This window comes from Ornithinibacillus jepli, assembly GCF_047228935.1.
GTDB lineage: Bacteria > Bacillota > Bacilli > Bacillales > Amphibacillaceae > Ornithinibacillus.
On record NZ_JBFEGG010000002.1, the window covers coordinates 42,013 to 67,735 of the forward strand.

The 25,723-nt window shown below is 39.5% G+C and carries 21 protein-coding genes; all 21 read right to left on the bottom strand.

The window, feature by feature from the left end:
- Positions 1 to 201: 201 nt before the first annotated feature.
- The 21 genes from AB1K81_RS08200 to AB1K81_RS08300 all read right to left on the bottom strand — a co-directional run bounded on the left by AB1K81_RS08200 (position 202) and on the right by AB1K81_RS08300 (position 25,645).
- Entirely contained in the window at positions 202 to 825 is a 624-nt protein-coding gene (locus AB1K81_RS08200; protein WP_412976171.1) for a thymidine kinase, read from the bottom strand.
- Between the two features lie 177 nt (positions 826 to 1,002).
- Entirely contained in the window at positions 1,003 to 1,248 is a 246-nt protein-coding gene (locus tag AB1K81_RS08205; protein WP_412976172.1) for a type B 50S ribosomal protein L31, read from the bottom strand.
- Positions 1,249 to 1,406: 158 nt separating this feature from the next.
- Entirely contained in the window at positions 1,407 to 2,687 is a 1,281-nt protein-coding gene (rho, locus tag AB1K81_RS08210) for a transcription termination factor Rho (RefSeq protein ID WP_412976173.1), read from the bottom strand.
- 497 nt (positions 2,688 to 3,184) lie between these two features.
- Positions 3,185 to 4,156, bottom strand: coding sequence for a class II fructose-bisphosphatase (glpX, locus tag AB1K81_RS08215; protein ID WP_412976174.1), 972 nt, complete (start codon positions 4,154 to 4,156; stop codon positions 3,185 to 3,187).
- A 338-nt stretch (positions 4,157 to 4,494) separates the two neighbouring features.
- Positions 4,495 to 5,781 (bottom strand): UDP-N-acetylglucosamine 1-carboxyvinyltransferase, encoded by a 1,287-nt coding sequence (gene murA / locus AB1K81_RS08220; protein WP_412976175.1) that lies wholly within the window; start codon positions 5,779 to 5,781, stop codon positions 4,495 to 4,497.
- Between the two features lie 160 nt (positions 5,782 to 5,941).
- Positions 5,942 to 6,589: a fructose-6-phosphate aldolase gene (gene fsa, locus AB1K81_RS08225; RefSeq protein WP_412976176.1), complete on the bottom strand. Its 648-nt coding sequence runs from the start codon at positions 6,587 to 6,589 to the stop codon at positions 5,942 to 5,944.
- A 125-nt stretch (positions 6,590 to 6,714) separates the two neighbouring features.
- On the bottom strand, positions 6,715 to 7,569 hold the full coding sequence (fba, locus tag AB1K81_RS08230) for a class II fructose-1,6-bisphosphate aldolase (protein WP_412976177.1): 855 nt from the start codon (positions 7,567 to 7,569) through the stop codon (positions 6,715 to 6,717).
- A 123-nt stretch (positions 7,570 to 7,692) separates the two neighbouring features.
- Positions 7,693 to 8,055, bottom strand: a complete 363-nt coding sequence (locus AB1K81_RS08235) for a response regulator (protein ID WP_412976178.1) — start codon at positions 8,053 to 8,055, stop codon at positions 7,693 to 7,695.
- Positions 8,056 to 8,308: 253 nt separating this feature from the next.
- A complete protein-coding gene (gene pyrG, locus AB1K81_RS08240; RefSeq protein ID WP_412976179.1) occupies positions 8,309 to 9,916 on the bottom strand; it encodes a CTP synthase in 1,608 nt (535 codons plus the stop codon).
- A gap of 140 nt (positions 9,917 to 10,056) precedes the next feature.
- Entirely contained in the window at positions 10,057 to 10,197 is a 141-nt protein-coding gene (locus AB1K81_RS08245; protein ID WP_412976180.1) for a hypothetical protein, read from the bottom strand.
- Positions 10,198 to 10,298: 101 nt separating this feature from the next.
- Positions 10,299 to 10,859 (bottom strand): DNA-directed RNA polymerase subunit delta, encoded by a 561-nt coding sequence (rpoE, locus tag AB1K81_RS08250; protein ID WP_412976181.1) that lies wholly within the window; start codon positions 10,857 to 10,859, stop codon positions 10,299 to 10,301.
- 482 nt (positions 10,860 to 11,341) lie between these two features.
- Complete coding sequence (icmF, locus tag AB1K81_RS08255; protein WP_412976182.1) at positions 11,342 to 14,584, bottom strand: fused isobutyryl-CoA mutase/GTPase IcmF; 3,243 nt, start codon at positions 14,582 to 14,584, stop codon at positions 11,342 to 11,344.
- The gene (locus tag AB1K81_RS08260; RefSeq protein ID WP_412976183.1) at positions 14,562 to 15,224 is read right to left on the bottom strand and encodes a TetR/AcrR family transcriptional regulator; all 663 of its coding nucleotides are present in this window, start codon (positions 15,222 to 15,224) and stop codon (positions 14,562 to 14,564) included. Before AB1K81_RS08260 ends, icmF begins: the two co-directional genes overlap by 23 nt.
- A gap of 4 nt (positions 15,225 to 15,228) precedes the next feature.
- Positions 15,229 to 16,161: a methylmalonyl Co-A mutase-associated GTPase MeaB gene (gene meaB, locus AB1K81_RS08265; protein WP_412976184.1), complete on the bottom strand. Its 933-nt coding sequence runs from the start codon at positions 16,159 to 16,161 to the stop codon at positions 15,229 to 15,231.
- A 16-nt stretch (positions 16,162 to 16,177) separates the two neighbouring features.
- Positions 16,178 to 17,317: an acyl-CoA dehydrogenase gene (locus tag AB1K81_RS08270; protein ID WP_412976185.1), complete on the bottom strand. Its 1,140-nt coding sequence runs from the start codon at positions 17,315 to 17,317 to the stop codon at positions 16,178 to 16,180.
- Between the two features lie 12 nt (positions 17,318 to 17,329).
- The gene (locus AB1K81_RS08275) at positions 17,330 to 18,463 is read right to left on the bottom strand and encodes an acyl-CoA dehydrogenase (protein ID WP_412976186.1); all 1,134 of its coding nucleotides are present in this window, start codon (positions 18,461 to 18,463) and stop codon (positions 17,330 to 17,332) included.
- A 37-nt stretch (positions 18,464 to 18,500) separates the two neighbouring features.
- Positions 18,501 to 19,346 (bottom strand): 3-hydroxybutyryl-CoA dehydrogenase, encoded by an 846-nt coding sequence (locus tag AB1K81_RS08280; RefSeq protein WP_412976187.1) that lies wholly within the window; start codon positions 19,344 to 19,346, stop codon positions 18,501 to 18,503.
- A 518-nt stretch (positions 19,347 to 19,864) separates the two neighbouring features.
- Complete coding sequence (locus AB1K81_RS08285) at positions 19,865 to 21,052, bottom strand: acetyl-CoA C-acetyltransferase (protein WP_412976188.1); 1,188 nt, start codon at positions 21,050 to 21,052, stop codon at positions 19,865 to 19,867.
- 106 nt (positions 21,053 to 21,158) lie between these two features.
- A complete protein-coding gene (locus tag AB1K81_RS08290; RefSeq protein WP_412976189.1) occupies positions 21,159 to 23,264 on the bottom strand; it encodes a (Fe-S)-binding protein in 2,106 nt (701 codons plus the stop codon).
- A 282-nt stretch (positions 23,265 to 23,546) separates the two neighbouring features.
- Positions 23,547 to 25,217: an arginine--tRNA ligase gene (gene argS / locus AB1K81_RS08295; RefSeq protein ID WP_412976190.1), complete on the bottom strand. Its 1,671-nt coding sequence runs from the start codon at positions 25,215 to 25,217 to the stop codon at positions 23,547 to 23,549.
- Entirely contained in the window at positions 25,217 to 25,645 is a 429-nt protein-coding gene (locus AB1K81_RS08300; protein WP_412976191.1) for a YwiB family protein, read from the bottom strand. Before AB1K81_RS08300 ends, argS begins: the two co-directional genes overlap by 1 nt.
- Positions 25,646 to 25,723 lie beyond the last annotated feature (78 nt).

Genomic DNA, 25,723 nt, shown 5'->3' on the forward strand with positions numbered 1-25,723 from the left:
TTATAGTATAGTCAGGGCTTTGGGTCAAAATTCTTTTTGGGATGGTTGGTGGAGTGGTGTGTTCTTGCGGGGTAATAGCGGTGTGGTTCGGCGATAATCAGTATAAATTCGGGCATTTCCTCGTTATCCTCGGCGATTTCCCCAACTGGTTTGGTGTTTCCCATCCCAAACAAAAAAGCACCCTATACTAGGATGCTCTTATTACATTTCCGTCACATTCAAAACCTTCTCCATCCCCGCACTTACTGGGCGATTCGGGACGTCATGGTGGTGGCGGCATCTTGGTTCATAGGATTCAGATGCGCCGACTAGTATGATCGGGTCGTTATAGGATGCTGGTTTTCCATTGATTAAGCGTTGCGTGCGGCTTGCGGGAGATCCGCATAGCGGACAGATTGCATTCAGTTTTGTTACAGATTCCGCAAGTGCCATTAAGACTGGCATTGGGCCGAATGGTTCACCGCGAAAGTCTCTGTCTAAGCCAGCAGCGATTACACGGATACCTTGGTCAGCAAGTTGTTCTGCTACATGGATGATGTCTTCATCAAAGAATTGTGCTTCGTCAATTCCAACGATTTCCACACCGTCTTGAATTTTGTTTAAAATATCTTCGGAAGAATCCACTGGGGTTGCCGTTACGGAATTACCATTGTGGGAAACGACAGCGACATCGTCATAACGATTATCAATTGCCGGTTTGAATACTTGTATCTTTTGATTTGCGTAGGTTGCTCGTCTTACCCGACGAATTAGTTCTTCGGATTTACCTGAAAACATGCTGCCACAGATTACTTCTAGCCAGCCACTTTGCTTCATAACATACATGTTTTTGGATCTCCCTTCATTTCTTCTATGTTTTTATAAGAATATTAGCCATTTATGTTGAAAAATTTAAATAAAAAACAGGCAAAGCATAATAGATTTGCCTGTTCTTTCGGCATGAGTAACCTCACCCTAATGTGTATCACGTAGGTTTCCTACTCAAAGTAGTGAAAGCCCATATTATTTCATATTATATTTCTTCTTGAAGCGATCTACACGTCCACCTACTGTATCAGCTTTTTGCTTACCAGTATAGAAAGGATGTGATTCTGAACTGATTTCCACACGAATTAATGGGTATGTGTTACCATCTTCCCACTCGATTGTTTCGTCTGAAGACTTAGTTGAACCGCTTAAGAATTTGAAGTCTGAGCTAGTATCAAGAAATACTACTTTTCTGTACTCAGGATGAATTCCTTCTTTCATGTCTTTCACTCCTTCTGCCCTGAATCCTTTGGAAACAGAGTTATTTTAAGAGCCACAATTAGGTATACACCTTTTCTAAACTCACTAGAAAATTATATCAATCAGTGGCACGATTTGCAAGTAGCTATTGTCATATTTAGTAGAGAAAATATTCTTTATTATCTGCTTGTACGTTTACGTTGCATTTCTTCTTCCAATTTTTGTAAAAACTCATCATTATTCTCAGAAGCTTTTAGTTTTCTTAAGAAACGCTCAAGGAAATCTGGCGAGTCTTGCATCGTCTTACGAATTGCCCACATTTTATCAAGCTGTTGCTTATCGACTAAAAGCTCTTCTTTACGCGTACCTGAACGTAAAATATCAATAGCTGGGAAGATACGGCGGTTTGCAAGGTTACGATCTAAATGTAATTCCATATTACCGGTCCCTTTGAATTCCTCGTAAATAACGTCATCCATACGAGAACCTGTATCAACTAGTGCTGTTGCTAAAATAGTAAAGCTCCCACCTTCTTCAATATTACGAGCAGCTCCAAAGAAACGCTTTGGACGGTGGAAAGCCGCTGGGTCAATACCACCAGATAACGTACGACCACTTGGTGGGATAACTAAGTTGTAAGCACGTGCTAAACGCGTAATACTATCCATCAGAACAATAACGTCACGCTTGTGCTCAACTAAACGCATTGCACGTTCAAGTACTAATTCAGATACTTTAATATGGTTTTCCGGTACTTCATCGAAAGTTGAGCTTACTACATCTACATCAGGGTGTACAGAGCGTTCAATATCGGTTACTTCCTCAGGTCGCTCATCAACTAGTAAAATGATTAGTTTTGCTTCAGGATGATTGATGGAAATACTATTTGCAATTTCTTTTAAAAGCATGGTTTTACCAGCTTTTGGTGGTGCAACAATTAAACCACGTTGCCCAAATCCAACTGGAGCCATTAAGTCCATAATTCTAGTAGAAAGCTTGTTTGATTTTGTTTCAAGCTTCATGATTCGGTCTGGATATAATGCAGTTAGTGCCGGGAAGTGAACACGTTCTTTTGAAGAATCTGGATCCTCACCGTTTACAGCATCTACGTGAAGTAATCCGTAATAACGCTCATTTTCCTTAGGTGGCCTTACTTTACCAGAAACTTTATCACCGTTACGCAAATCAAAACGACGAATTTGTGAAGCAGAGATATAAATATCCTCTGCACTTGGTGAATAATTTATCGGTCTTAAGAAACCAAATCCTTCTGACGGAATAATTTCTAATACACCATCCATAAATAAGAAACCGTCTTTTTCAGCTTGCGCCTTTAAGATGGAAAAGATTAATTCTTTTTTGGTTAGTTTTGCATAGTAAGATACTTTATATTCTCTTGCTAGTGCATAGATTTCTTTTAATGTTAGTTCTTGTAGCTTACTTAATGTTAATTCAGCCATATTCACCACGCCTATTCATATACATATTTACTATTTTGATAGATACGTCACTGATTATGTACCACATAAATACAGCAAATTATCTTTGAAAACGGAATTTTATTACTTGATAAGGCTTATCTGATTAGTATTAAAATGAAATTTTTGCTTCTTTGATGTGAAATCTTTTTTAGAAGGGAAGAAATGTTAGAAGCTAGAATAGAAGTTTTCGGCTTCTCTAGTAGTAAAGAAGGCGATAGATTTAATTTTTCTTATATTTTGTATATTAACCAAACAACACTTATCTTAAACATTTACAATGTTAACTGTTTTAATAGGATTATTCAATACTTTTTTTACGTTCGGAAATGGAATTTCTAATAGTAGGATAGCGTAATGAATGTTTTAAAGAGACTATTTAGGTATTTACGAGGAATGTTACCTACAGTCTAGCCTAACCTAAATAGGGTAGTTGGAAAACATTAACATACTACCAATGTTTTCCAACTAGGTTTTCATTAATCAGGCTGTATAACTAAATTTGGCTTTTTCTTCAAGCTATGTTCGCCGTCAATGAATCGAACGGTTCCACTTTTTGCCCGCATGACAACGGTTTGGGTTTTTGCTTTTGTACCTTTGAATTGTACGCCTTTCAGTAGTTCCCCATCGGTTACCCCTGTTGCTGCAAAGATCGCATCATCACCTGCACAAAAGTCATCCATATAAAATATTTTATCTATATTGGATATACCCATCTTATGGCAACGAGCAATTTCTTCATCATTTTGTGGAACAAGCTGACCTTGCATTTCTCCACCTAAACATTTCAATGCTATGGCAGCAATAACGCCTTCTGGAGCGCCACCTATCCCCATAAATAAATCAATACCTGTTTCATCAAATGCTGTATTGATTGCAGCTGCAACATCACCATCTTGAATAAGTCTAATTCTCGCCCCAGCTTCGCGAATTTCTTCGATAAGCTTATGATGACGTGGACGGTCTAATAAAATAACCACTAGGTCTTCTATATCTTTATTTTTCGCTTTTGCAACTGCTTTTAAGTTATTTATTGTTGGGGCATTAATATCTATTTTACCAACGGCTTCTGGTCCAACTGCAATCTTTTTCATGTACATGTCTGGAGCATGAAGGACTTTGCCATGGTCACCAATTGCGATGACGGTAAGGGCATTTGTGGTTCCTTTTGCTACGATATTGGTGCCTTCTAGCGGATCTACTGCAATATCTACTAAAGGTCCTGTTCCTGTGCCCAGCTTTTCTCCTATGTAGAGCATTGGTGCTTCGTCCATTTCACCTTCTCCAATGACGACTGTTCCTCGCATTGGTATGGTGTCAAAAACGTCGCGCATGGCGGTTGTTGCTGCATCGTCTGCTTCTTCTTTTTTTCCTCTTCCCATCCAGCGGGCGGAAGCTAGTGCTGCTGCTTCTGTGACGCGGACGATTTCCATTGTTAAGCTTCTTTCCATGGTTTTCATCTCCCTTTGATAAATAACCTCATCCCAAAAGGTATTTATTAGGGTATTTCTAGCCAGACCCGCGGTCCGAATACACTTCCGCTTTCCTGCGGGGGCTGGTGAGCCAGGCTGCTACTTGAGTTAACTTCTCTGAAGCCTTGCCCCGAGGAAGCTTACTGCGAAGCGATACTAGAAGACGCAGGGGCATCAACGGGGTCTCACCTAGGCCACTAGTCCCGGGAGAGTCTCCGTGTATTCGGACCGCTCAGTGCATTGGCAATAATCTATTTTTTCTCCTAGAATCCCTTGAAAAAATATCTATTTATCAAACATGTAAAGATAAATCTCACCTAAGAATTCTGGAATTGGATTATTTCTTCTTCGGACATGTCTTCTCGCCAAACGTTGGCGCCGAGGTTGTTTAGTTTTTCAGTCATGTTCTCGTATCCTCGGTCGATGTGTTCTAGTCCGGTTATTTCGGTGAGGCCATTTGCCATGAGGCCAGCAATGACGAGCGATGCTCCTGCTCTTAGGTCGCTAGCTTTAACTCGTGCTCCTTCAAGTTGCACAGGGCCAGTGACAATTACCGAACCACCTTCTACTTTAATATCCGCATTCATTCTTCTTAATTCATCTATATGTTTCAGCCTTGCTGAATATATCGTATCCGTTACAACTCCTGTATTACGTGCCTTTGTTAAAAGACTAGTAAACGGTTGTTGTAAGTCAGTTGGAAATCCAGGATACACTAATGTTTTAATATCCACGCTTTTTAATGGGTCCCTTGATGCTATATATAGTTGGTCGTCTGAATCTTCTACGGTAACTCCCATTTCACGTAGTTTTGCAAGTAGTGATTCTAAATGCTGTGGAATGACATTATCTAGGATAACTTCATTACCAGCTGCAGCAGCTGCAATAGCATATGTTCCTGCTTCAATTCGATCTGGTATGATCGTGTGTCTGCAACCATGCAACGATGAAACACCTTCAATACGAATTACATCGGTACCAACACCTTTAATCTTAGCACCCATATTCGTTAGTAGAGTTGCTACATCAATAATCTCTGGCTCTTTTGCAGCATTTTCGATAATGGTTTTACCTTTTGCTCGAACGGCTGCAAGCATAATATTTATGGTTGCTCCTACACTAACTACATCTAAATAAATTCGGGCACCTGTTAGTTCATTTGCTCGAAGATAGATTGCACCTTGTTCATTTGTTACTTCAGCACCTAATGCTTCAAACCCTTTAATATGTTGATCAATCGGACGAGGACCTAAGAAACATCCACCTGGTAAGCCAATTACTGCTTTTCCAAACTTACCAAGCATCGCACCCATGAAATAATATGATGCTCGAAGCTTCTTCACTTTCCCATTTGGTAATGGCATAGAGATCATGTTCTCCGGATCGATATGTACCGTTTGTCCATTCCAACGTACATTTCCTCCGATTTCTTCTAATAAATCACCAAGTGTATATACATCCGAAATTTGAGGCAGTCCTTCTATTGTAACCTCCGAATCAGCTAAAATAGCTGCTGGTAGGAGAGCTACTGCGCTGTTTTTTGCTCCACTGATGCGTACTTTACCATTTAAGACATGACCGCCCTCAACTATCATTTTCTGCATGTCAAAACCCCGCTTTTGAGGTGAGCGTGTATCTTCATACACCCTCCACTTATTTAAATATCATTTCAGCTATTTATACCCATATTTCTTTCATTGAAACGATAAGTAGACAATAGCTAGTTGCTTACTTTTAGTTTGTCTTAGGTGTCTATAATCATGCTTATTGATTTGCTTTATTCCAATCTGCTAAAAATCTTTCAATACCTTGATCTGTTAATGGATGCTTCACTAGTGAGCTTAATACGTTATATGGTACCGTTGCAATATGTGCACCGTGAAGTGCAGCATCCGTTACATGTAATGGATGTCTAATGCTAGCTGCAATAATTTCGGTTTCAATACCATGACGGTCAAAGATTTCGGAAATCGTAGCAATTAATTGCATTCCGTCATGACCGATATCGTCTAAGCGTCCTAAGAAAGGTGATACATATGTAGCCCCCGCTCTAGCAGCAAGTAGTGCTTGGTTTGCATTAAAAATAAGGGTCACATTCGTTGTAATACCTTTATCACTAAAAGCTTTTACAGCTTTTAATCCTTCCAGAGTCATCGGCACTTTAATTGTAATGTTTGGTGCAATAGCGGCAAGTTCTAGTCCTTCTTTAATCATTCCTTCAGCATCTTCGGCAATTACTTCTGCACTCACTGAACCTTCTGTTACTTCTTTGGTGATTTCTCTCAGTCGATCATGGAAGGATACCCCTTCTTTTGCGACTAAGCTTGGGTTTGTTGTAACACCAGCCAAAATACCTAACTCATTTGCAGATCGAATCTCTTCAATGTTTGCTGTGTCGATAAAAAACTTCATCATGTTACCTCCCCTAATTTGTGATTACTGCTTTTTTTACAGGAATAGCCCAATCTATTCTTCATCCTACATATAGTATACGTAGAATAACTCAAAACAGAGAGGGCATTTTTAATCATTTTTTATTAAGCTTTGTTAGATGATCCAAATTCTCGCATTTTACCGATTACCGTTTGCTTAATTGCTTCTGTACCTGGTCCTAAATATTTACGTGGATCATAAAGTTCCGTTTTTTCATTTAACACTTGACGAATAGCTTTTGTTTGAGCCATTTGATTCTCTGTGTTCACATTAATTTTAGCTGTTCCAAGAGAAACTGCTTTTTGAATGTCCTTAGTAGGAATTCCAGTACCACCATGTAATACTAATGGAACTTGTGTTAAGTTTAGAATTTCTTCCATTTCTTTAAATCCTAGGTTTGGTTCTCCTTGGTAAGGTCCGTGAACAGAACCTAATGCTGGTGCTAAGCAGTCAATTCCTGCTTCTTTAACAAGACGTAAACATTCTTCGGCATCTGCATAATTAATTCCACCGATAACACCGTCTTCTTCTCCACCAACTGTTCCAACCTCTGCTTCAACAGATACTCCGTGGATGTGAGCTAGTTCTACAACTTTTTTCGTTAATTCGATGTTTTGCTCAATTGGAGAATGAGAAGCATCGATCATAACAGAAGTAAATCCTGCATGGATAGCTTGGGCACATTTCTCAAAGCTTGAACCATGGTCTAAATGAATTGCTACAGGAACCGTAGTACCGTACTCTTCCATTAATGATTTAACCATCGCTACAACTACTTTGAAGCCGCCCATATATTTCCCAGCACCTTCAGATACACCTAGAATTACTGGTGATTTCTCTTCTTCTGCTGCTTGTAAAATAGCTTGTATGTACTCCAAGTTATTTATATTAAATTGCCCAACTGCATAACCATTGTCTTTCGCTTTATTTAGCATTTCTGTCATTGAAACTAATGGCATTTGACTTCCTCCTTTGATATATCAAAATCCTTAACTTAGTTGTTATTTCAGTATAAGAATACCAAAGTCCGTTAGCTTGGTGCAAGATTATAGCAGTTAGAGTGTTATTTTCAAATATTTGTACTAATCTGCAAGTAATTCATTTATGTATTTCCTTACTTCCATTACGTCAAATGGCTTGGATAAAACCTTCTTTATATTAGGGATTTTATAAATTTCATCTGGTAAATTTTCCGCTAGTCCACTCATTAACATGATCATTAGTTCTTTTTTATCTTTTTCTAATTGCTTGATCACTTCTATTCCGTCAATGATTGGCAGCTTATAATCAATCATCATTAAGTCGATAGGATGAGTTCCTATCATTTCTAAAGCCTCTTTACCGTTTTCCGCAGTATAAACCTTATACCCATCAGCTTCTAATAGATCTTCTAGTAAAAGTCTAATCCCTATTTCGTCATCTACAACCAATATAGTTTGCCTCATTTTGACAAAATCCCCCTCTGTGTTTATCTATTCGATATAAAGCACTTCAAACCCTTCTTTTTAACGAACAAAATGCATGGTATTATTTGGTAATATATCGGTAAAAAGGATTAAAATATAAAATGCCTCTTTTATATACCCTGTTGTCCAAAACATAAACTTTAATTTGAATATATCAAAAAAGCCGCGAATCGTACCAATTTGGGCACGAAATGCGACTTATTTACTAGTTTATTATGTTGATTTTTGTATATTACTGGTTACTTTGCTCTACAGCTGCCCCGATAAATCCTTTAAATAAGTTTTGTGGTCTTGTCGGACGAGACTTGAATTCTGGGTGGAATTGACATGCGACAAACCAAGGATGATTGGCAATTTCGATTGTTTCTACTAAGCGACCATCTGGGCTCGTTCCAGAGAAAATAAATCCTTTTGCTTCCATTTCTTCACGGTATTCATTATTGAACTCATATCGATGACGGTGGCGTTCTTCAATCAATTCTGCACCATCATATGCTGCTTTCGTTTTCGTTCCATCCTTCAGTTTACATGGATATAAACCTAGACGTAATGTACCTCCTAAGTCTTCTACATCTTTTTGCTCTGGAAGTAAATCAATAATCGGATGTGTAGTATTTGGATTAATTTCAGCTGAATGTGCATCACTATATCCTAGTACATTGCGTGCAAATTCTACAGTAGCTAGCTGCATACCTAAGCATATACCTAGGAATGGAATGTTATTTTCACGGGCATAACGAATTGCTTCGATTTTTCCTTCAATTCCCCGATCTCCAAAGCCACCAGGAACAATAATTCCGTCAACTTGAGATAGTTTTTCTTGAATAGCCTGTGCATCTAATTTTTCGGAATTAATCCAATGAACTTGTATATCAGCATCAAAAGCATATCCTGCGTGTTTCAATGACTCAACTACTGAAATATATGCATCTTGTAATTCAACATATTTTCCAACTAAACCGATATCGATTTTTTTCTTTAAATTACATACACGGTCAACTAGTTCTTTCCATTCACGCATGTCTGCAGGTCCAGCATCTAATCCAAAGTGATCACAAACGATTTGGTCTAGTTGTTGATTTTGTAATGCTAACGGAATTTCGTATAGATTTGCAGCATCACGCATTTCAATTACTGCTTCTTCACGAATGTCACAGAATAGGGCGATTTTTGCTTTCATATCTTCACTAATTTCATGCTCTGTACGTAATACGACTGCATCCGGTTGAATTCCTAGTGAACGTAGCTCTTTTACACTGTGCTGGGTAGGCTTTGTCTTCAGTTCTCCTGCTGCTTTAATATATGGAACTAATGTACAATGAATGTACATAACATTTTGCTTTCCAATATCACTTTTCACTTGGCGAATTGCTTCTAGAAATGGAAGAGATTCAATATCCCCAACTGTACCACCAATTTCCGTAATAACGACATCTGCACCTGTTGCTTCACTTGCACGGAAAACTTGGTCTTTAATTTCATTCGTAATATGTGGAATTACTTGAACAGTTCCACCTAAATAATCACCACGTCGTTCTTTACGAATAACATTAGAATAAACTTTACCAGTTGTAATATTACTATATTTATTTAAATTTTCATCGATAAAACGTTCATAGTGTCCTAAATCTAAATCCGTTTCTGCACCATCATCTGTTACAAAAACTTCCCCATGCTGATAAGGGCTCATTGTACCTGGGTCTACGTTAATATACGGGTCAAATTTTTGAATGGTAACTTTTAAACCACGGTTCTTTAATAAACGTCCAATTGATGCTGCTGTAATTCCTTTTCCTAAAGATGACACTACGCCACCTGTGACAAAAATATACTTAGCCACAACTAATCCCTCTTTCTATTTATGATAAGTAAAATAAGTACGACCACTGTTTACATTTATTGTGTGCACAATTTCTTATTAGAACCAGAAACAATAAAATAAACAGTGAACTGTTGGAATGGATTTTATGAGTTTCCCCTTTAAAATGACAACAACCCATGAAAATCTGCTTTTAAAAATAAAAACAAGAATCGTTGCCAGTATGTAGAAAAGAAACACAACTTCACTTCTTTTCCGCCACTAGGCTTTAGATTCCCATTAAAAGCTTGTTTAAAACACAAAAAGCGCCTCCCCATGTAAGGGGAAACGCTTTGAATAAGTAAATTTAAAGAGCCCAATACAAATTGTACTAACCTACTTACTAAAAGTCAAGCAGTCAAATTTATTTATCTTCGTCAAAATCCTCATCTATTTCTTCTTCAGCAATCTCATTTAAATCTTCTAACTCATCTTCTATTTCATCGTCATCATCATCAAATTCATCGAAGTCATCATCATCTAGATCTTCATCGAAATCTTCATCATCTTCGTCATCGATGTCATCAAAGTCGTCATCAACTAGAAGATCATCGTCGTCATCTAAATCAAGATCTAAGTCGTCATCGTCGATATCAAGATCATCATCGTCAATTTTCTTCTTCGCTTTTTTCTTCTTCTTCGGTTCATTATGGATGTCTTCGTCGATTTGTTCAAATGGATACCAACGCTTTAATCCCCACATATTAGCACCTAGCGTAATGAATCTGCCATCGACGTTTAGATCTGTGTAGAATTGTGCTAGCATGTCTTCTTTTTGACTTTCAGTGAAGCCTTTTAGTTCAGCAATTTTGTTGAAAATATCTTTAAAATCTAGTGCTTTTGTTTCTTCCATTAAAATTTCTTTTGCCAATTCTAGCATTGACATTTTTGTGATTTCCTCGCGGCTAAGATTATCCAAGCTCACAATACCGCACTCCCTTTTCATTAATATAACGATTTCTAATAAAAAGTGAATCCTTTGTAGGGATTACTCTTGTTGAATTAGGTTATGTATGTTGTTTTTAAAAGCTATGATACATTATAAACAAATTGTGTAGGAATTATCAAATTTATTTTCTTGATTCCTGAAGTTATTTGGAAAAACTTTTTATATTGGGCTAGCTGGATTATAAAGCCCGCGGCTGGAATACACTCCACTTTTTTGCGGGTGACCCGTGAGCCAGGCTGCTACTTCTTGAATTAACTTCTCTGCATCCTTGCCCCTAGGAAGCCCGCTGCGAAGCGTAACTTGCAGACGCAGGGGCATCCCAGGGGTCTCACTCTAGTCACTTCTCCCGCGAGAGTCTCCGTGTATTCCAGCCGCTCAGTGGTACTACTATTTTTTCTAAAAATCTTATATTCATTTCCCACAGCTTCCGGATTATCACAAATAACGTAACTTTAAACCTACATATTTCTTCTATACTTACCGCCGACTTCGTATAGGGCGGTGGTGATTTGGCCTAGGGAGGCTACTTTAACGGTTTCCATTAGTTCTTGGAAGATGTTTCCGCCGGTTGTGGCTACTTGTTTTAGCTTTTTAAGTGCTGGTTCTGCTTCGTGTTGGTGTTTGTCTTGGAATTTCTTTAGTTCGTTAATTTGGTGCTCTTTTTCTTCTTTTGTTGCTCTTGCTAGTTCCATGGAATCGATTTCTTCTTCTGATGGTGGGTTTGGGTTTAGGTATGTGTTTACACCAATGATAGGAAGCTCTCCTGAGTGTTTCTTCCCTTCATAGTATAATGATTCCTCTTGAATTTTACCTCGCTGATATTGGCGCTCCATAGCCCCTAATACGCCACCACGGTCATTAATCCGTTCGAATTCCTGAAGAACAGCTTCTTCTACTAAGTCGGTTAACTCATCGACAATGAAAGATCCTTGTAGCGAGTTTTCATTTTTCGTAAGTCCGAATTCACGATTGATAATCATTTGAATCGCCATTGCTCGGCGAACAGATTCTTCTGTCGGTGTTGTAATAGCCTCATCATAAGCATTAGTATGAAGTGAGTTCGTATTATCTTGGATCGCAATTAGTGCTTGTAAAGTTGTACGAATATCATTGAAATCAATTTCTTGTGCGTGCAAAGAACGACCTGATGTTTGAATATGATATTTTAACTTTTGGCTACGTTCATTTGCCCCGTATTTATCACGCATTGTAATTGCCCAAATTCTTCTCGCTACCCGACCAATCACCGTATACTCCGGATCTAAGCCGTTTGAGAAGAAGAAGGATAAGTTTGGTGCAAATTTATTAATATCCATTCCGCGGCTTAAATAATACTCTACGTACGTAAAACCATTCGCAAGGGTAAATGCTAGCTGTGTAATCGGATTAGCGCCAGCTTCTGCAATATGGTAGCCTGAAATCGACACGGAGTAATAGTTGCGGACATTTTTTTCGATAAAGTATTCTTGTATATCTCCCATCATACGAAGTGCAAATTCTGTAGAGAAAATACATGTATTTTGTCCTTGATCCTCTTTTAAAATGTCTGCTTGGACAGTGCCACGTACAACGGTTAACGTGTCTGCTTTTATTTTTTCATATTCTTCATTAGAAGGATTTCTTCCATTATCGGCTTTAAACTTTTCGACTTGCTGGTCAATTGCCGTATTAAAGAACATCGCAAGAATAATTGGAGCCGGACCATTAATCGTCATTGATACGGAAGTTAGTGGGTCGGTTAAATCAAAGCCTTTATATAGCTTCTTCATATCCTCTAGTGTACAAACATTAACACCACTCTCACCTATTTTCCCATAAATATCAGGACGATATGCCGGGTCCTCACCATATAATGTTACCGAATCAAAGGCAGTAGATAAGCGTTTCGCATCATCATTACGGGAAAGGTAATGGAAACGGCGATTCGTACGTTCTGGTGTTCCTTCACCCGCAAATTGTCGTGTTGGATCTTCACCCTTACGTTTGAAAGGGAAAACTCCAGCCGTAAAAGGGAATGCTCCTGGAACGTTTTCTTTTAACTGCCAAAGCAAACGGTCTCCCCAGTCTACATATTTTGGAAAGGCTACCTTAGGAATTTTTAAGCCTGCAAGTGATTCGGTTGTAAGCTCCATTGTAAATTCCTTATCACGAACTTTATAGGTATACGTATCACCAGTATAGCTTTCTTTTGTTTTGTCCCAAGATTCTAGTAATTTTTTTGCATCTGGAGAGAGCTTAGCCTCGTACGTTGTATATGTTGATTGTAACGTTGCCTTCGCATCCTCATCTTCCACTAATTGAACCGCACCATGAATTTGATACATCTTTCTAGCAATCTCACTTTGCTCTTTTGCTACCTGTTTATAGTTCCGAACGTGATTGGCGATCTCCCGTAAATAATGACGGCGCTCATTGGTTATAATTAGATTCTGCTTTTCCGAAATCGTATGACGGTCAAAGTCGACTTGTTCATTCCAACCGTACTTCTCGTTCAACTTATCAACTAATGCTGCAAACAGTGCATTTGTACCACTATCATTGAACTGACTAGCAATCGTTCCGAAAACAGGGAACAATTTCTTATCTTGGTGGAATAACATATGACTGCGTTCATATTGTTTACGTACTTGATTCAGCGCATCCTCAGAGCCTTTTTGTTCAAATTTATTAATGACAATAAAGTCAGCGAAGTCTATCATGTCTATTTTCTCAAGCTGTGTTGGTGCACCGAATTCTGAGGTCATCACATACATGGACATATCGGTAATTTCCGTGATTGCAGCATCACCTTGCCCAATTCCACTCGTTTCCACTACGATAAAATCATAGCCAGATGCACGAACGACTTGAATCACATCTTCAATTGCTTTTGATAACTCACTTCTTGAATCTCTTGTAGCAAGTGAGCGCATATAAACCCGGTCTGTAAAAATTGCATTCATGCGAATACGGTCACCTAATAGTGCCCCACCAGTTTTCCGCTTCGTCGGGTCAATGGAAATGATTGCAACTTTTCGATCTGGAATTTCGTTTAAATAACGACGAATTAGCTCATCGGTTAGCGAACTTTTTCCAGCTCCACCAGTACCAGTAATACCGAGTACAGGAATGTTCGGATTGGATACTTCCTTTAAAGCTTCTAATACTTTATCCTTTACAGAGTCCTCGATTTCTTCATTCTCCACAAAGGTAATCAGTCTCGCCATTGCCTGACGATCCCCCGCTTGCAATTGCTCTATCTGCTTTTCTAAATTAAATGGTGGTAAAAAGTCACATTCTTCTAGCATGAAGTTGATCATTCCTTGAAGACCTAATTTACGACCATCTTCAGGAGAGAAGATTCTCGTTACCCCATATTGATGGAGTTCCTTTATTTCACGAGGGATAATAACTCCTCCACCGCCACCAAATACGTTAATATGATCTGCTCCAAGTTCTTTTAGAAGATCCACCATATATTTAAAATACTCTACATGCCCACCTTGATAAGAGGAAATCGCAATTCCTTGTACGTCCTCTTGAATCGCGGCATGTACTACCTCTTCTACAGAACGGTTATGACCGAGGTGAATGACCTCTGCTCCACTTGATTGTAAAATACGACGCATGATGTTAATAGATGCATCATGGCCATCAAATAGACTCGATGCGGTAACAAAGCGAACAGGATGCTTTGTTTTAATAGGTGCTACTTGTACCATCATCAACCCTCCAATTTATTTGGTTTATATCTAAACCCATAGCAGCAAATGAATACGAAAGCTGCTTTTCGATATATTCCGCTAACGTGAATTCCTTTTGTAACATCCATCTACGGAAGCCCCACATATGACCTTGAATTAGTATGTTATTTGCGATAAGTGTAGTATCTTGTTTTGGCAATGGATCGGGAAGGCATGTCACAATGGCTTTTTCTAGCATTGCTGCCATCTCCCGTTCCTTATCTAAAATAGCGCTTCTCGTTTCTTTACTTAGTGATTTAACCTCTTGATATAAAATAAGAATTTCTTCCTGCATATCATCCATTAAACGGAAAAAAGAAGTAATCACATTACAGAGCTTTTCTGTTGAAGGTTGGTTTAGATCTACTACTTGCTCTAAACGCTTTTTTACTTCGCCATGAATCGATTCACAGACAAGATACAAAACATCTTCCTTCGTACGAATATATTCATAAAGGGTACCAATACTAAAGCCTGATTCTTTGGCAATTTCTCTAGTCGTTGTGCGGTGAAACCCTTTTTCCTTAAATAGGCTCAAGGCACCTTTAATCATTTGATCGCGCCTTTTCTTAATTAATTCTTCGTCCTTTACAGAAGATAGAACCTTATTCTCCTTCATACGGCTATCTCCCTTCTTTTTTCCATTTCATATATAAGCTACTTGCTAGATTGTACGGGTCAGTATTTGTGAGATTACTAGAAAAATCCGGATGGCTTTGGACATATTGATACACATCACGCCAAATTTCATCACGGATTAGTTCGAGTACTTCTAGCTTTCGCTGTTCTTCAAGACGTTTTTTGCCTTCAGAACTTGCATACACATAAGCATGATGTTCTTTCAGTTTTTCCCAAAGTGCTTCTATACCTTCGTTTTCCGTGGTGATGGTCTTCACAATCTGAGGCTGATATCTATCTTGTTTCGTCATGTGAATGAGCTCTCTAAGCATTGCTTTCAGCTTTCCAACCCCTGGTAAATCCGCTTTATTAATAACAAACAGATCCGCAATCTCCATAATTCCTGCTTTGAAGATTTGCAGGACGTCCCCACTATTTGGGGTTAAGACAACTGCTGTAGTGTCCACAATTTTCATAATATCGAGCTCAGATTGGCCTACCCCAACGGTTTCTACGATGATGACATCAAAACCAAATGCATCACAAAGTCTTAACGCGTCTTTGGTTGCACGGGCGAGGCCACCGAGACTTCCCCGTGTTGCCATACTCCTTATAAAAACCCCATCATCGGTAAAATGCTCATTCATGCGAACCCGGTCACCTAAAAGTGATCCACCACTAAATGGACTAGTAGGGTCAACCGCAATCACTGCTACAGTTTTCCCTTCAGTTCTGATTTGGGAAATAAGACGGTTTACTAGTGAGCTTTTTCCGGCACCTGGAGAACCAGTTAGTCCGATATACATCCCATTCTTCTTAATCGAATAGGCGTCTTGCATGATTTGTAGTTTTTCTATCGAATCATTTTCTACAAAGGTAATGGCTCTTGCTAAAGCACGTATATCTTGATTTGCAATCTGTTCGACTAACTGGTGCATCCGAATACCTCACTTTCTATTTCGTTACCATTCTACCAATGACAAGTCGTTGTACTTCTTGTGTTCCTTCATAGATTTGAGTAATTTTCGCATCACGCATGTAGCGCTCTACTGGATAGTCTTTTGTATAACCATAACCACCAAATATTTGCACCGCTTCAACCGTTGTTTTCATTGCTACATCACCGGCGAAAAGCTTAGACATCGCAGAAGCTTTCCCGTATGATTTACCAACAGACTCTAACCAAGCAGCTTGATAGGTTAATAGTCTTGCTGCTTCAATTTCGGTTGCCATATCTGCTAGTTTGAACGAAATACCTTGATTGTGAGCGATTGGCTTACCAAACTGTTCACGTTCCTTCGCATAGCTTGTTGCTGCATCTAGTGCACCTTGTGCTATGCCAACCGCTTGGGCAGCAATTCCATTACGTCCACCGTCAAGTGTTGTCATCGCAATTTTAAAACCCTCTCCCTCTTCACCAAGAAGGTTTTCCTTTGGAACACGGCAGTTTTCAAATATTAATTCTGTCGTAGGTGATGAACGAATCCCTAGCTTTTTCTCTTTTTTACCGAATGAAAATCCGTCTGTTCCTTTTTCCACGATAAAGGCACTGATTCCCTTATGACGGGCATCCACATCTGTTTTGGCAAACACAACATAAATATCAGCCACGCCACCATTGGTAATCCAGACTTTGCTTCCGTTTAACACATAATGATCACCATCAAGTCTCGCTGTCGTTCTCATGGATGCAACATCACTTCCTGCACCAGGCTCCGATAGTGCATATGCTCCTAACGCCTCTCCTGTTGCTAACCGATATAGGAAGTTTTTCTTTTGCTCTTCATTGCCGTATTTATAGATCGGCCAGCTCGCTAAGGAAAGATGTGCTGACAGGGTAACCCCGGTTGATGCACATACTCTTGACAACTCCTCCACTGAGATGACATAGCTTACGTAATCTGCACCGATTCCGCCATACTCCTCTGGCCAAGGAATGCCTGTTAATCCTAGTTCCGCCATTTTATTAAAAATTTCTCTGTCAAACCGTTCTTCCTCATCACGCTCAGCTGCTGTTGGTTCAACTTCATTTTTCGCAAAATCCTGTACCATTTTTCGTAGCATTTCTTGTTCTTCCGTTAGTTGAAAATCCATCTTCCTTGCCCCCTATTTCAGTAAGTTATTGGCTACAACCATATGTTGTATTTCATTTGTGCCTTCGTAAATTTGCGTGATTTTCGCATCGCGGAATAACCTTTCTACCGGATACTCCTCGGTATATCCATACCCTCCAAAAATCTGTACTGCTTCTATTGCCACTTGCATCGCGGTATCTGAAGCAAACATTTTTGCCATGGATGCTTCTTTTGCACACGGTATATCTCGTTCAATTAATGAAGCAGCACGATAGACTAGTAGTCTTGCTGCTTCAATTTTGGTAGCCATGTCTGCTAGCTTAAAAGATATCCCCTGATTGTGTGCAATCGGTTTTCCAAACTGTTCTCGTTCTTTTGCATAGTTTGCAGCATGCTCAAAAGCCGCTTCCGCAATCCCTAGAGCTTGCGCTGCAATTCCAACTCTACCTTTGTTTAAGTTTGCCATCGCAATTTTGAATCCGTCCCCTTCAAGCCCAAGCAACTGGCTTTTCGGAACGCGACAACCTTCAAAGGTGAGTTGGACGGTATTGGAGCCGTGTAGCCCCATTTTCTTTTCTTGCTTTCCGATTATGAAGCCTTCTGTATCTTTTTCCACGATAAAGGCACTAATGCCACTTGCACCTGGTGCTGTTCGAGCAAACGTAATATAAACATCCGCTGCTCCACCATTTGTAATGAATACTTTAGAGCCGTTTAGTATATAGTGATCACCATCAAGTTTTGCTGTTGTTTTCAGGCTTTTTGCATCTGAACCAGCATGTGGTTCGGTTAAGGCAAATGCACCTAGATATTCCCCTGTCGCAAGCTTCGTTACGTACTTTTGCTTCTGTTCTTCTGTCCCGAAGAACAGAATCGGGTTTGTTCCAACTGAAGTGTGCACCGATAAAATAACACCTAGTGCTGCACTTACCTTAGACAGCTCATGAATCGCGATAATATAGGAGGTGTAATCCATTCCAGACCCGTGATATTCTTCTGGAATTGGGATTCCCATAATACCTAGTTCCCCCATTTTACGAATTAGCTCTATTGGAAAACGCTCTTCTTTTTCCATTCTTTCTATTTCTGGTAACACTTCTTTCTGGGCAAAGTCTTGAACCATTTTACGCATCATTTCCTGCTCTTCAGTAAAATGAAAATGCATGTGGTTACTCCCTTTCTTTTGAAGTGTAGCTGTAGCGCTAGTCATACTGATAAAATCCTCTACCAGATTTTTTCCCAAGCCAACCTGCTTTTACATACTTTCTTAATAATGGGCATGGGCGGTACTTGCTGTCACCAAATCCTTCATGCAGTACTTCCATAATATAAAGACATGTATCTAGTCCGATAAAATCCGCAAGTTGGAGTGGCCCCATCGGATGGTTCATCCCAAGCTTCATCACTGTATCAATATCTTCAACTGATGCTACACCTTCATAAAGGGTATATATAGCTTCATTAATCATTGGCATAAGGATTCGGTTAGAAACAAAGCCAGGGAAATCATTCACCTCAACCGGTGTTTTGCTTAAGCTGTATGTCAGATCTTCAATTGCTTTATATGTTTCATCACTTGTTTGCAGTCCACGGATGATTTCTACTAGTTTCATAACTGGAACCGGGTTCATAAAATGCATACCGATGACCTTTTCCGGCCGTTTGGTAACGCTTGCAATTTCGGTAATAGGCAGTGATGATGTATTAGATGCAAGAATGGTATGTTCTGGTGTTATGTCATCTAGTTGCTTAAACACAGCTGTCTTAACATCCATATTTTCAACTACTGCTTCAATAACAAGATCACAATTTTTAGCATCTTGTAGGTCTGATGACGGTGTTAACCTGCCTAACGTTTCTGTCTTTTGGTCATCCGTTATACGACCTTTCTCAACCGCACGGGTTAAGAGCTTTTCAATATTTTTTAGCCCTTTATTTAAGGCCGTCTCGTTCATATCGTTTAAATAAACTTGAAATCCTGATTGAGCACAGACTTGAGCAATCCCTGATCCCATTTGTCCTGCTCCAATTACCATAATTGTTTTCATTAAATTAGCACCTCCTGAGAGTTGTAGGTTGCCAGAAAAGTAGATTTGTTACGTTTGGATGGCTTTTCTGGCTGGGTGTTTTTTGTTGTGACTTGGTGTATGTGACTATTATTGTATTGCATGTGCCCGTTTTGGTTTTGCATGCGACTGATTGTTTTCGGCATGTGCCCTATACTGGGGGACATGTGACCGGGGGCTCGCGGCATGCGACCTTTCCTGTGGTACATGTGACCGGGGGCTTGCGGCATGGGCCCTTTCACGCGGTACATGTGACCGGCGGCTTCTTACATGCGACCTTTTCCGCGGTACTTGTGACCAGGGGCTCGCGGCATGCGACCTTTCCTGCGGTACATGTGACCGGGGGCTTGCGGCATGCGACCTTTCCTGCGGTACTTGTGACCGGGGGCTCGCGACATGCGACCTTTCCCGCGGTACTTGTGACCGATTACTCGCGACATGCGACCTTAACTCAGGGACATGCGACATTTCTCCAGGGACATCAACCGTTATGCTAAAACTTACTCCCCTTTTACTTCAATTAAAATCGCATCACCTTGGCCGCCTCCGCTACAGATAGCTGCTATACCAAGTCCGCCTCCACGACGTTTTAGTTCATGGATTAATGTTAAGATAATGCGGGAGCCGCTTGCTCCGATTGGGTGGCCTAGTGCAACTGCTCCACCGTTCACGTTTACTTTTTCTGGGTCTAAGTCTGCGATTACACTACTTGCTAAAGATACAGCTGAGAATGCTTCGTTAATTTCATATAAGGCGATATCGTCTCTCGTGTAACCTGTTTTTTCTAGCAATGCATTTATGACAATTCCTGGTGTTTTCGGGAAGTCTTTTGCTTCTACAGCAACTTCGGCATGACCTAAAATAGTGGCTAAAGGTTTTTTACCAAGTTCTATAGCTTTTTCGTCAGACATGATAACAAATGCTGCAGCACCGTCATTGATTCCAGGTGCATTTCCAGCAGTAATTGTTCCGTCTTTATCAAACGCTGGTCTTAGTTTTGCTAATGCTTCCACACTCGTATCTTTTCTAGGTGCCTCGTCTTTTTCTACTAAAATTGGGTCACCCTTACGTTGAGGAATTTCTACTGCCACGATTTCTTCATCAAATTTTCCTTCTTCCATCGCTTTTACTGCACGCATATGGCTTCGGTATGCCCATTCATCTTGCGCTTCACGTGTTAAATTGAATTCATCTGCAGTGGAGTTTCCATATGTCCCCATGTGTACACCCGTAAAGGAACATGTTAATCCGTCGTGAACCATCATATCGACGACCCGTTTATCGCCCATGCGATTGCCCCAGCGTGCATCTGGTAGAAAATATGGTGCATTGCTCATGCTTTCCATCCCACCAGCTACAACAACGTCTTCTTCACCTAAACGAATTAATACATCTGCTAGCGTTACACTGCGTAGTCCTGAAGCACATACTTTGTTAATTGTTTCTGTCTTCACTTCCCACGGTAATCCTGCTGCACGTGCTGCTTGGCGTGAAGGAAGCTGTCCTTGACCACCTTGCAACACATTCCCCATAATAACCTCGCCTACCTCTTTTGGGTCCACTCCTGCTCGATCTAAAGCCGCATTAATTGCTCTCCCACCTAACTCAGAAGCAGTTAGTGGTTTTAATGCTCCACCAAATTTTCCAAATGGAGTTCTTGCGCCAGAAACTATTACAGATTTCTTCATTCTTTTTCCTCCTAATATGTTAAATATTAAATTATTACGATTGAACGCTCGCTCAGTTTCTATCTTGAAGTGAAGAGGGGCACACTCGGGAACCCCTCTTTTCAACTTAGGCTGTCTTTACTTCTTCTTCCACTAAAACAGATAATGCAAGAATTTCTGCAACATCCATTGTGCTGATATCTTCCTCTACCTCTTTTGCTTTTGTTCCATCACTTAGCATCGTTAAGCAATATGGACATGCACTAGAGATAACGGTCGGTTCAACTGCTAAAGCTTGCTCGGTTCTTGCTACATTAATTCTGTTACCAGTCGTTTCCTCTGTCCACATAAGACCTCCACCAGCTCCACAGCACATACCGTTATCACGGTTGCGATCCATTTCCACTAGCTCCAGTCCTGGGATAGCACGAAGAATTTCTCTTGGTGGATCATAGACACCATTATATCTTCCTAGATAACAAGAATCATGATACGTTAATCTTTCATTTATCGCTTTAGCCGGCTTTAATTTCCCTGCCATGACAAGGTCATAAAGTAGTTGTGTATGGTGATACACTTCACCCTCAAAACCAAAGTCCGGGTATTCGTTCTTGAAAATATTATATGCGTGAGGATCAATCGTTACGATTTTCTTCACATCATTTTTCTCAAATTCACTAATGTTCTTCTCTGCGATTTCTTGGAATAAAAATTCATTCCCAATACGTCTTGCCGTATCCCCTGAGTTTGCCTCTTTGTTACCAAGAATGGCAAAGCTGATTCCTGCTTGGTTCATTAATTTTGCAAAAGCAAGCGCGATTTTTTGGCTACGAGCATCAAATGAACCCATGGAGCTAACCCAGAATAAGTATTCAAAATCTTTTCCTTCTTTTTTCAGTTCTTTTACAGTTGGAATGTATGCAGATTCATCGATTTCACGCCATTTAATACGGTCTTTCTTCGATAATCCCCAAGGATTTCCTTGACGTTCAATATTCATTACCGCACGTTGCACTTCTGAGTCCATCTTTCCTTCTGTCATTACTAAATAACGGCGTAGATCAATAATTTTATCTACGTGTTCATTCATAACTGGACATGCTTCTTCACAGTTACGGCAAGTTGTACAAGCATTGATTTCTTCTTCCGTAATGACATCACCGATTAAGCTAATATTTTCAAATGTTGCTGCCGCTTCATTTCGAGCGCTTTTTGCTAGCTGGTTGCCTTGTGTGCTTGAGAATGCATAAGCTGGAACCCAAGGTGATTTACCAGTAACCGCTGCCCCTTTTTCAGTTAAATGATCACGAATTTTAATCATTAAATCCATCGGAGAGAGCATTTTTCCAGTACCAGCAGCCGGACATACATCTGTACAGCGACCACATTCTACACAGGCGTAGAAATCTATCATTTGGATTTGTTCAAAGTCTTCTACTTTCCCTACCCCAAATGATACTTCTTCTTCACTATCTTCATCAATCTCGAAGTCTAGCTTTTTTAATTTTCCAGGTACACGTTTACTTAAGAACACGTTGATTGGTGCTGCAATAAGGTGTGCGTGTTTGGACTGTGGCACATATACTAGAAATGTTAGTAATGTCAGGTTATGAATCCACCATGCAACAAAGAAGATAACGGTTGCTGCTTGTGGAGATAGAAATCCAAAGATTGTTGCGAAAAGACTTGCAACAGGCTCAGTCCATGTTGCGGACTCCCCGTGCCAAATCATCGCCATTCCATTTCCAAGTAAAACAGAAAGCATTAAAGTCCCGATGAAGATTAATACTAATCCTGCTTTTAGTCCGCGCTTTAAGCGAACTAGTTTTTCAATATAGCGACGGTAAAATGCCCAAATTACCGCTACAAGAATGGTTAATGTTACGATTTCTTGGAAGAATGTAAATCCAGGATATAAGAAGCCAAACGGCAAGTGATTTCCTGGAGATATTCCTTTTACAATAAAATCAATTGCGCCAAATTGCACTAAAATAAATCCATAGAACATCATGACGTGGATGGCTCCGGACTTTTTATCCTTAAGTAGCTTGGATTGTCCGAATACTATGGTGATAATTCGCTTTACTCTTTCCTTTATATCCCCATCAAACTCGGACTTTTTCCCTAATCGAATATAGGCTACCCGTGTTGCTATTACTCTACCAAACAAGTAAAATGCATACAGTGTGATGGCGATAAAAAATAACGTATTAATTAATATAAATGTGTCCATCAGCTGCTCCTCCTGACTGTCTCTAGTTCTTTTTCTTAATGTATTAATTCTTTTTTCAAGTATTACTCTCGAGCCCAAATGGTAGCGATTGCATTTTTCCGAAAATAAAAAAGAGTATTTCTTCTACTACTATAAATTATGAATGACTATTCAGTCAACCTATTTTTGAAGATATTAGACTTTGTATGGATGGTAAGAATTAACATATTACCAATAAAAAACTCGCACAGAATTTCATAGGCGAATTTTTCTGTGCGAGTATTACGTTCCATATTACTTTAATTACATTTTCTCAGGCGCATTGACACCGATTAATTTCAGGCCATTCGCAATCGTTGTACGAACTGCTTTCATTAAAGCAATTCTTGCATTCGTTAATTCTAATTTTTCTGTGTCTAGTACTTTTTCTGCATTATAGAAGCTGTGCAGTAATGATGCTAAATCAAACACATATTGGGTTATTTTTTGTGGTGCATGTTTTTCTGCTGCATCGACGATTACTTGTGGGAACTCTCCCATCTTCTTCATCAGATCAAGCTCTTTTTCAGAAGTTAATAAAGATGAATCAAACGTTTGTTTAAGTTCAATTCCTTTCGCTTCTGCCTGTTTTAGCATTGTACAAATACGAGCATGTGCATACTGTACATAGAAAACCGGATTATCATTTGACTCGGAACGAGCAAGCTCCACATCGAAATCAAGCTGAGAATCATTAGAACGAGCAACAAAGAAGTAGCGTACCGCGTCAACACCAACCTCATCCATTAATTCTCTAAGTGAAACTGCATTTCCTGTCCGCTTACTCATACGAAGCTTTTCTCCACCATCAAATAGATTTACCATTTGAATAATTTTTACGTCTAAACGTTCCGGGTCATAGCCAAGCGCTTGAATAGCCGCTTTCATCCTAGGGATATACCCATGATGGTCAGCACCCCATACGTTGATTAGCTTATCAAAGCCTCGATTCAATTTATTTTGATGATATGCAATATCTGGTGTCAAATACGTAAATGCTCCGTCATTTTTCACTAGTACGCGATCTTTATCATCACCGAAATCGGTTGAACGGAACCATGTTGCATCATCTTTTTCATAAATGTAGCCTGCTTCTTTTAACTTCTCGAGAACTTCTGAAATCTCATCATTTTTATATAAGCTTCTTTCTGAGAACCAATTATCAAAATAAACACCGAAATCATTAAGATCCGTTTTAATTTTACCTAGCGTATGCTCTAGGCCAAATTCTTTGAAGAAAGCTAAACGCTCTTCCTCTGATTTATTTGCCCACTCATCCCCATGTTCTTCAGCTAATTGCTTCCCAATTGCGATAATATCTTGACCATGGTAGCCATCTTCTGGCATTGCTACATCTTGCCCTAAGGCTTGTAAGTAACGAGCATTAACCGATAGAGCTAGATTATCAATTTGATTACCGGCATCATTAATATAATATTCACGTTCCACTTCATATCCTGCAGCACTTAGTACATTACATAGCACATCTCCATAAGCTGCTCCACGAGCATGTCCTAAGTGAAGATTTCCGGTAGGGTTTACCGAAACAAATTCAACTTGAACCTTTGTCCCTTTTCCGTGTTCTGTTTTTCCATATTCTTCACCCGCATCTAAAATAGTAGGGATTAAATCAGTCAGGAAATCATTTTTCATAAAAAAGTTTATAAAGCCAGGTCCTGCTATATCAACCTTTTCAACGGAAGCTTTTGATGCATCTAGACTTTCCACGATTGCCTCCGCAATTTGTCTTGGAGCTTTTTTGGCAACACGTGCCAGTTGCATGGCAATATTCGTTGCAAAATCACCATGGGATTTATCCTTTGGCTTTTCTAAAATGATATCCGGAATTTCCGTTTCTTGTGCTAATTCTGCATTTACTACAGCTGCACGTATTTGCTCTTTTAAATTATTCTCTGTTTGTGCTAAGACGTTCATTATTTATCCTCCTCGTTAATTTTAAGCGTAAGTGTATGATTACGTTCATCTTGTCCGTTCAGTTTTACTGTATATTCTACTTTTAAATGACCTTCTTGTTTTTCAACCGGTCTTTGATAATCGATCGATTTTGTAAAAGTTTCCATATGAATATGACCATGTGGATGGGAGTAAACATTCTCGGTCACTTTTTCTGAAAGAAATTGCTGATTCATCGAAACAACTCCGGACCGCTTAATATTCACCTTCCCTGGCTGGATAGTAATCATACTTTTAATCAATTGATTACCTTCCAGCTCTTCTTCAAAAGCAATAACATCCATATTATTCTTTTGAAAATAGTTACCCTTCTGTTTCACAGTACTTGCTTCCTCTAATCCGTTATCTTCAATTACAGTATGTAAATGAATGATCACTTCTTTTTTCATTTCGTCGCCCCTACTATTTGCTCATATTGTACTATTATAGCGACAATCTAAAGCATATTTCAATATATATAATTTGAA

Bases quoted from the DNA above. Each gene is read 5' to 3' on its own strand.
- AB1K81_RS08200 (WP_412976171.1), bottom strand. From the start codon at position 825: ATGTATGTTATGAAGCAAAGTGGCTGGCTAGAAGTAATCTGTGGCAGC.
- AB1K81_RS08205 (WP_412976172.1), bottom strand. From the start codon at position 1,248: ATGAAAGAAGGAATTCATCCTGAGTACAGAAAAGTAGTATTTCTTGAT.
- rho (WP_412976173.1), bottom strand. From the start codon at position 2,687: ATGGCTGAATTAACATTAAGTAAGCTACAAGAACTAACATTAAAAGAA.
- glpX (WP_412976174.1), bottom strand. From the start codon at position 4,156: ATGGAAAGAAGCTTAACAATGGAAATCGTCCGCGTCACAGAAGCAGCA.
- murA (WP_412976175.1), bottom strand. From the start codon at position 5,781: ATGCAGAAAATGATAGTTGAGGGCGGTCATGTCTTAAATGGTAAAGTA.
- fsa (WP_412976176.1), bottom strand. From the start codon at position 6,589: ATGAAGTTTTTTATCGACACAGCAAACATTGAAGAGATTCGATCTGCA.
- fba (WP_412976177.1), bottom strand. From the start codon at position 7,569: ATGCCATTAGTTTCAATGACAGAAATGCTAAATAAAGCGAAAGACAAT.
- AB1K81_RS08235 (WP_412976178.1), bottom strand. From the start codon at position 8,055: ATGAGGCAAACTATATTGGTTGTAGATGACGAAATAGGGATTAGACTT.
- icmF (WP_412976182.1), bottom strand. From the start codon at position 14,584: ATGGTACAAGTAGCACCTATTAAAACAAAGCATCCTGTTCGCTTTGTT.
- AB1K81_RS08260 (WP_412976183.1), bottom strand. From the start codon at position 15,224: ATGAAGGAGAATAAGGTTCTATCTTCTGTAAAGGACGAAGAATTAATT.
- meaB (WP_412976184.1), bottom strand. From the start codon at position 16,161: ATGCACCAGTTAGTCGAACAGATTGCAAATCAAGATATACGTGCTTTA.
- AB1K81_RS08270 (WP_412976185.1), bottom strand. From the start codon at position 17,317: ATGGATTTTCAACTAACGGAAGAACAAGAAATGCTACGAAAAATGGTA.
- AB1K81_RS08275 (WP_412976186.1), bottom strand. From the start codon at position 18,463: ATGCATTTTCATTTTACTGAAGAGCAGGAAATGATGCGTAAAATGGTT.
- AB1K81_RS08280 (WP_412976187.1), bottom strand. From the start codon at position 19,346: ATGAAAACAATTATGGTAATTGGAGCAGGACAAATGGGATCAGGGATT.
- AB1K81_RS08285 (WP_412976188.1), bottom strand. From the start codon at position 21,052: ATGAAGAAATCTGTAATAGTTTCTGGCGCAAGAACTCCATTTGGAAAA.
- AB1K81_RS08290 (WP_412976189.1), bottom strand. From the start codon at position 23,264: ATGGACACATTTATATTAATTAATACGTTATTTTTTATCGCCATCACA.
- argS (WP_412976190.1), bottom strand. From the start codon at position 25,217: ATGAACGTCTTAGCACAAACAGAGAATAATTTAAAAGAGCAAATACGT.
- AB1K81_RS08300 (WP_412976191.1), bottom strand. From the start codon at position 25,645: ATGAAAAAAGAAGTGATCATTCATTTACATACTGTAATTGAAGATAAC.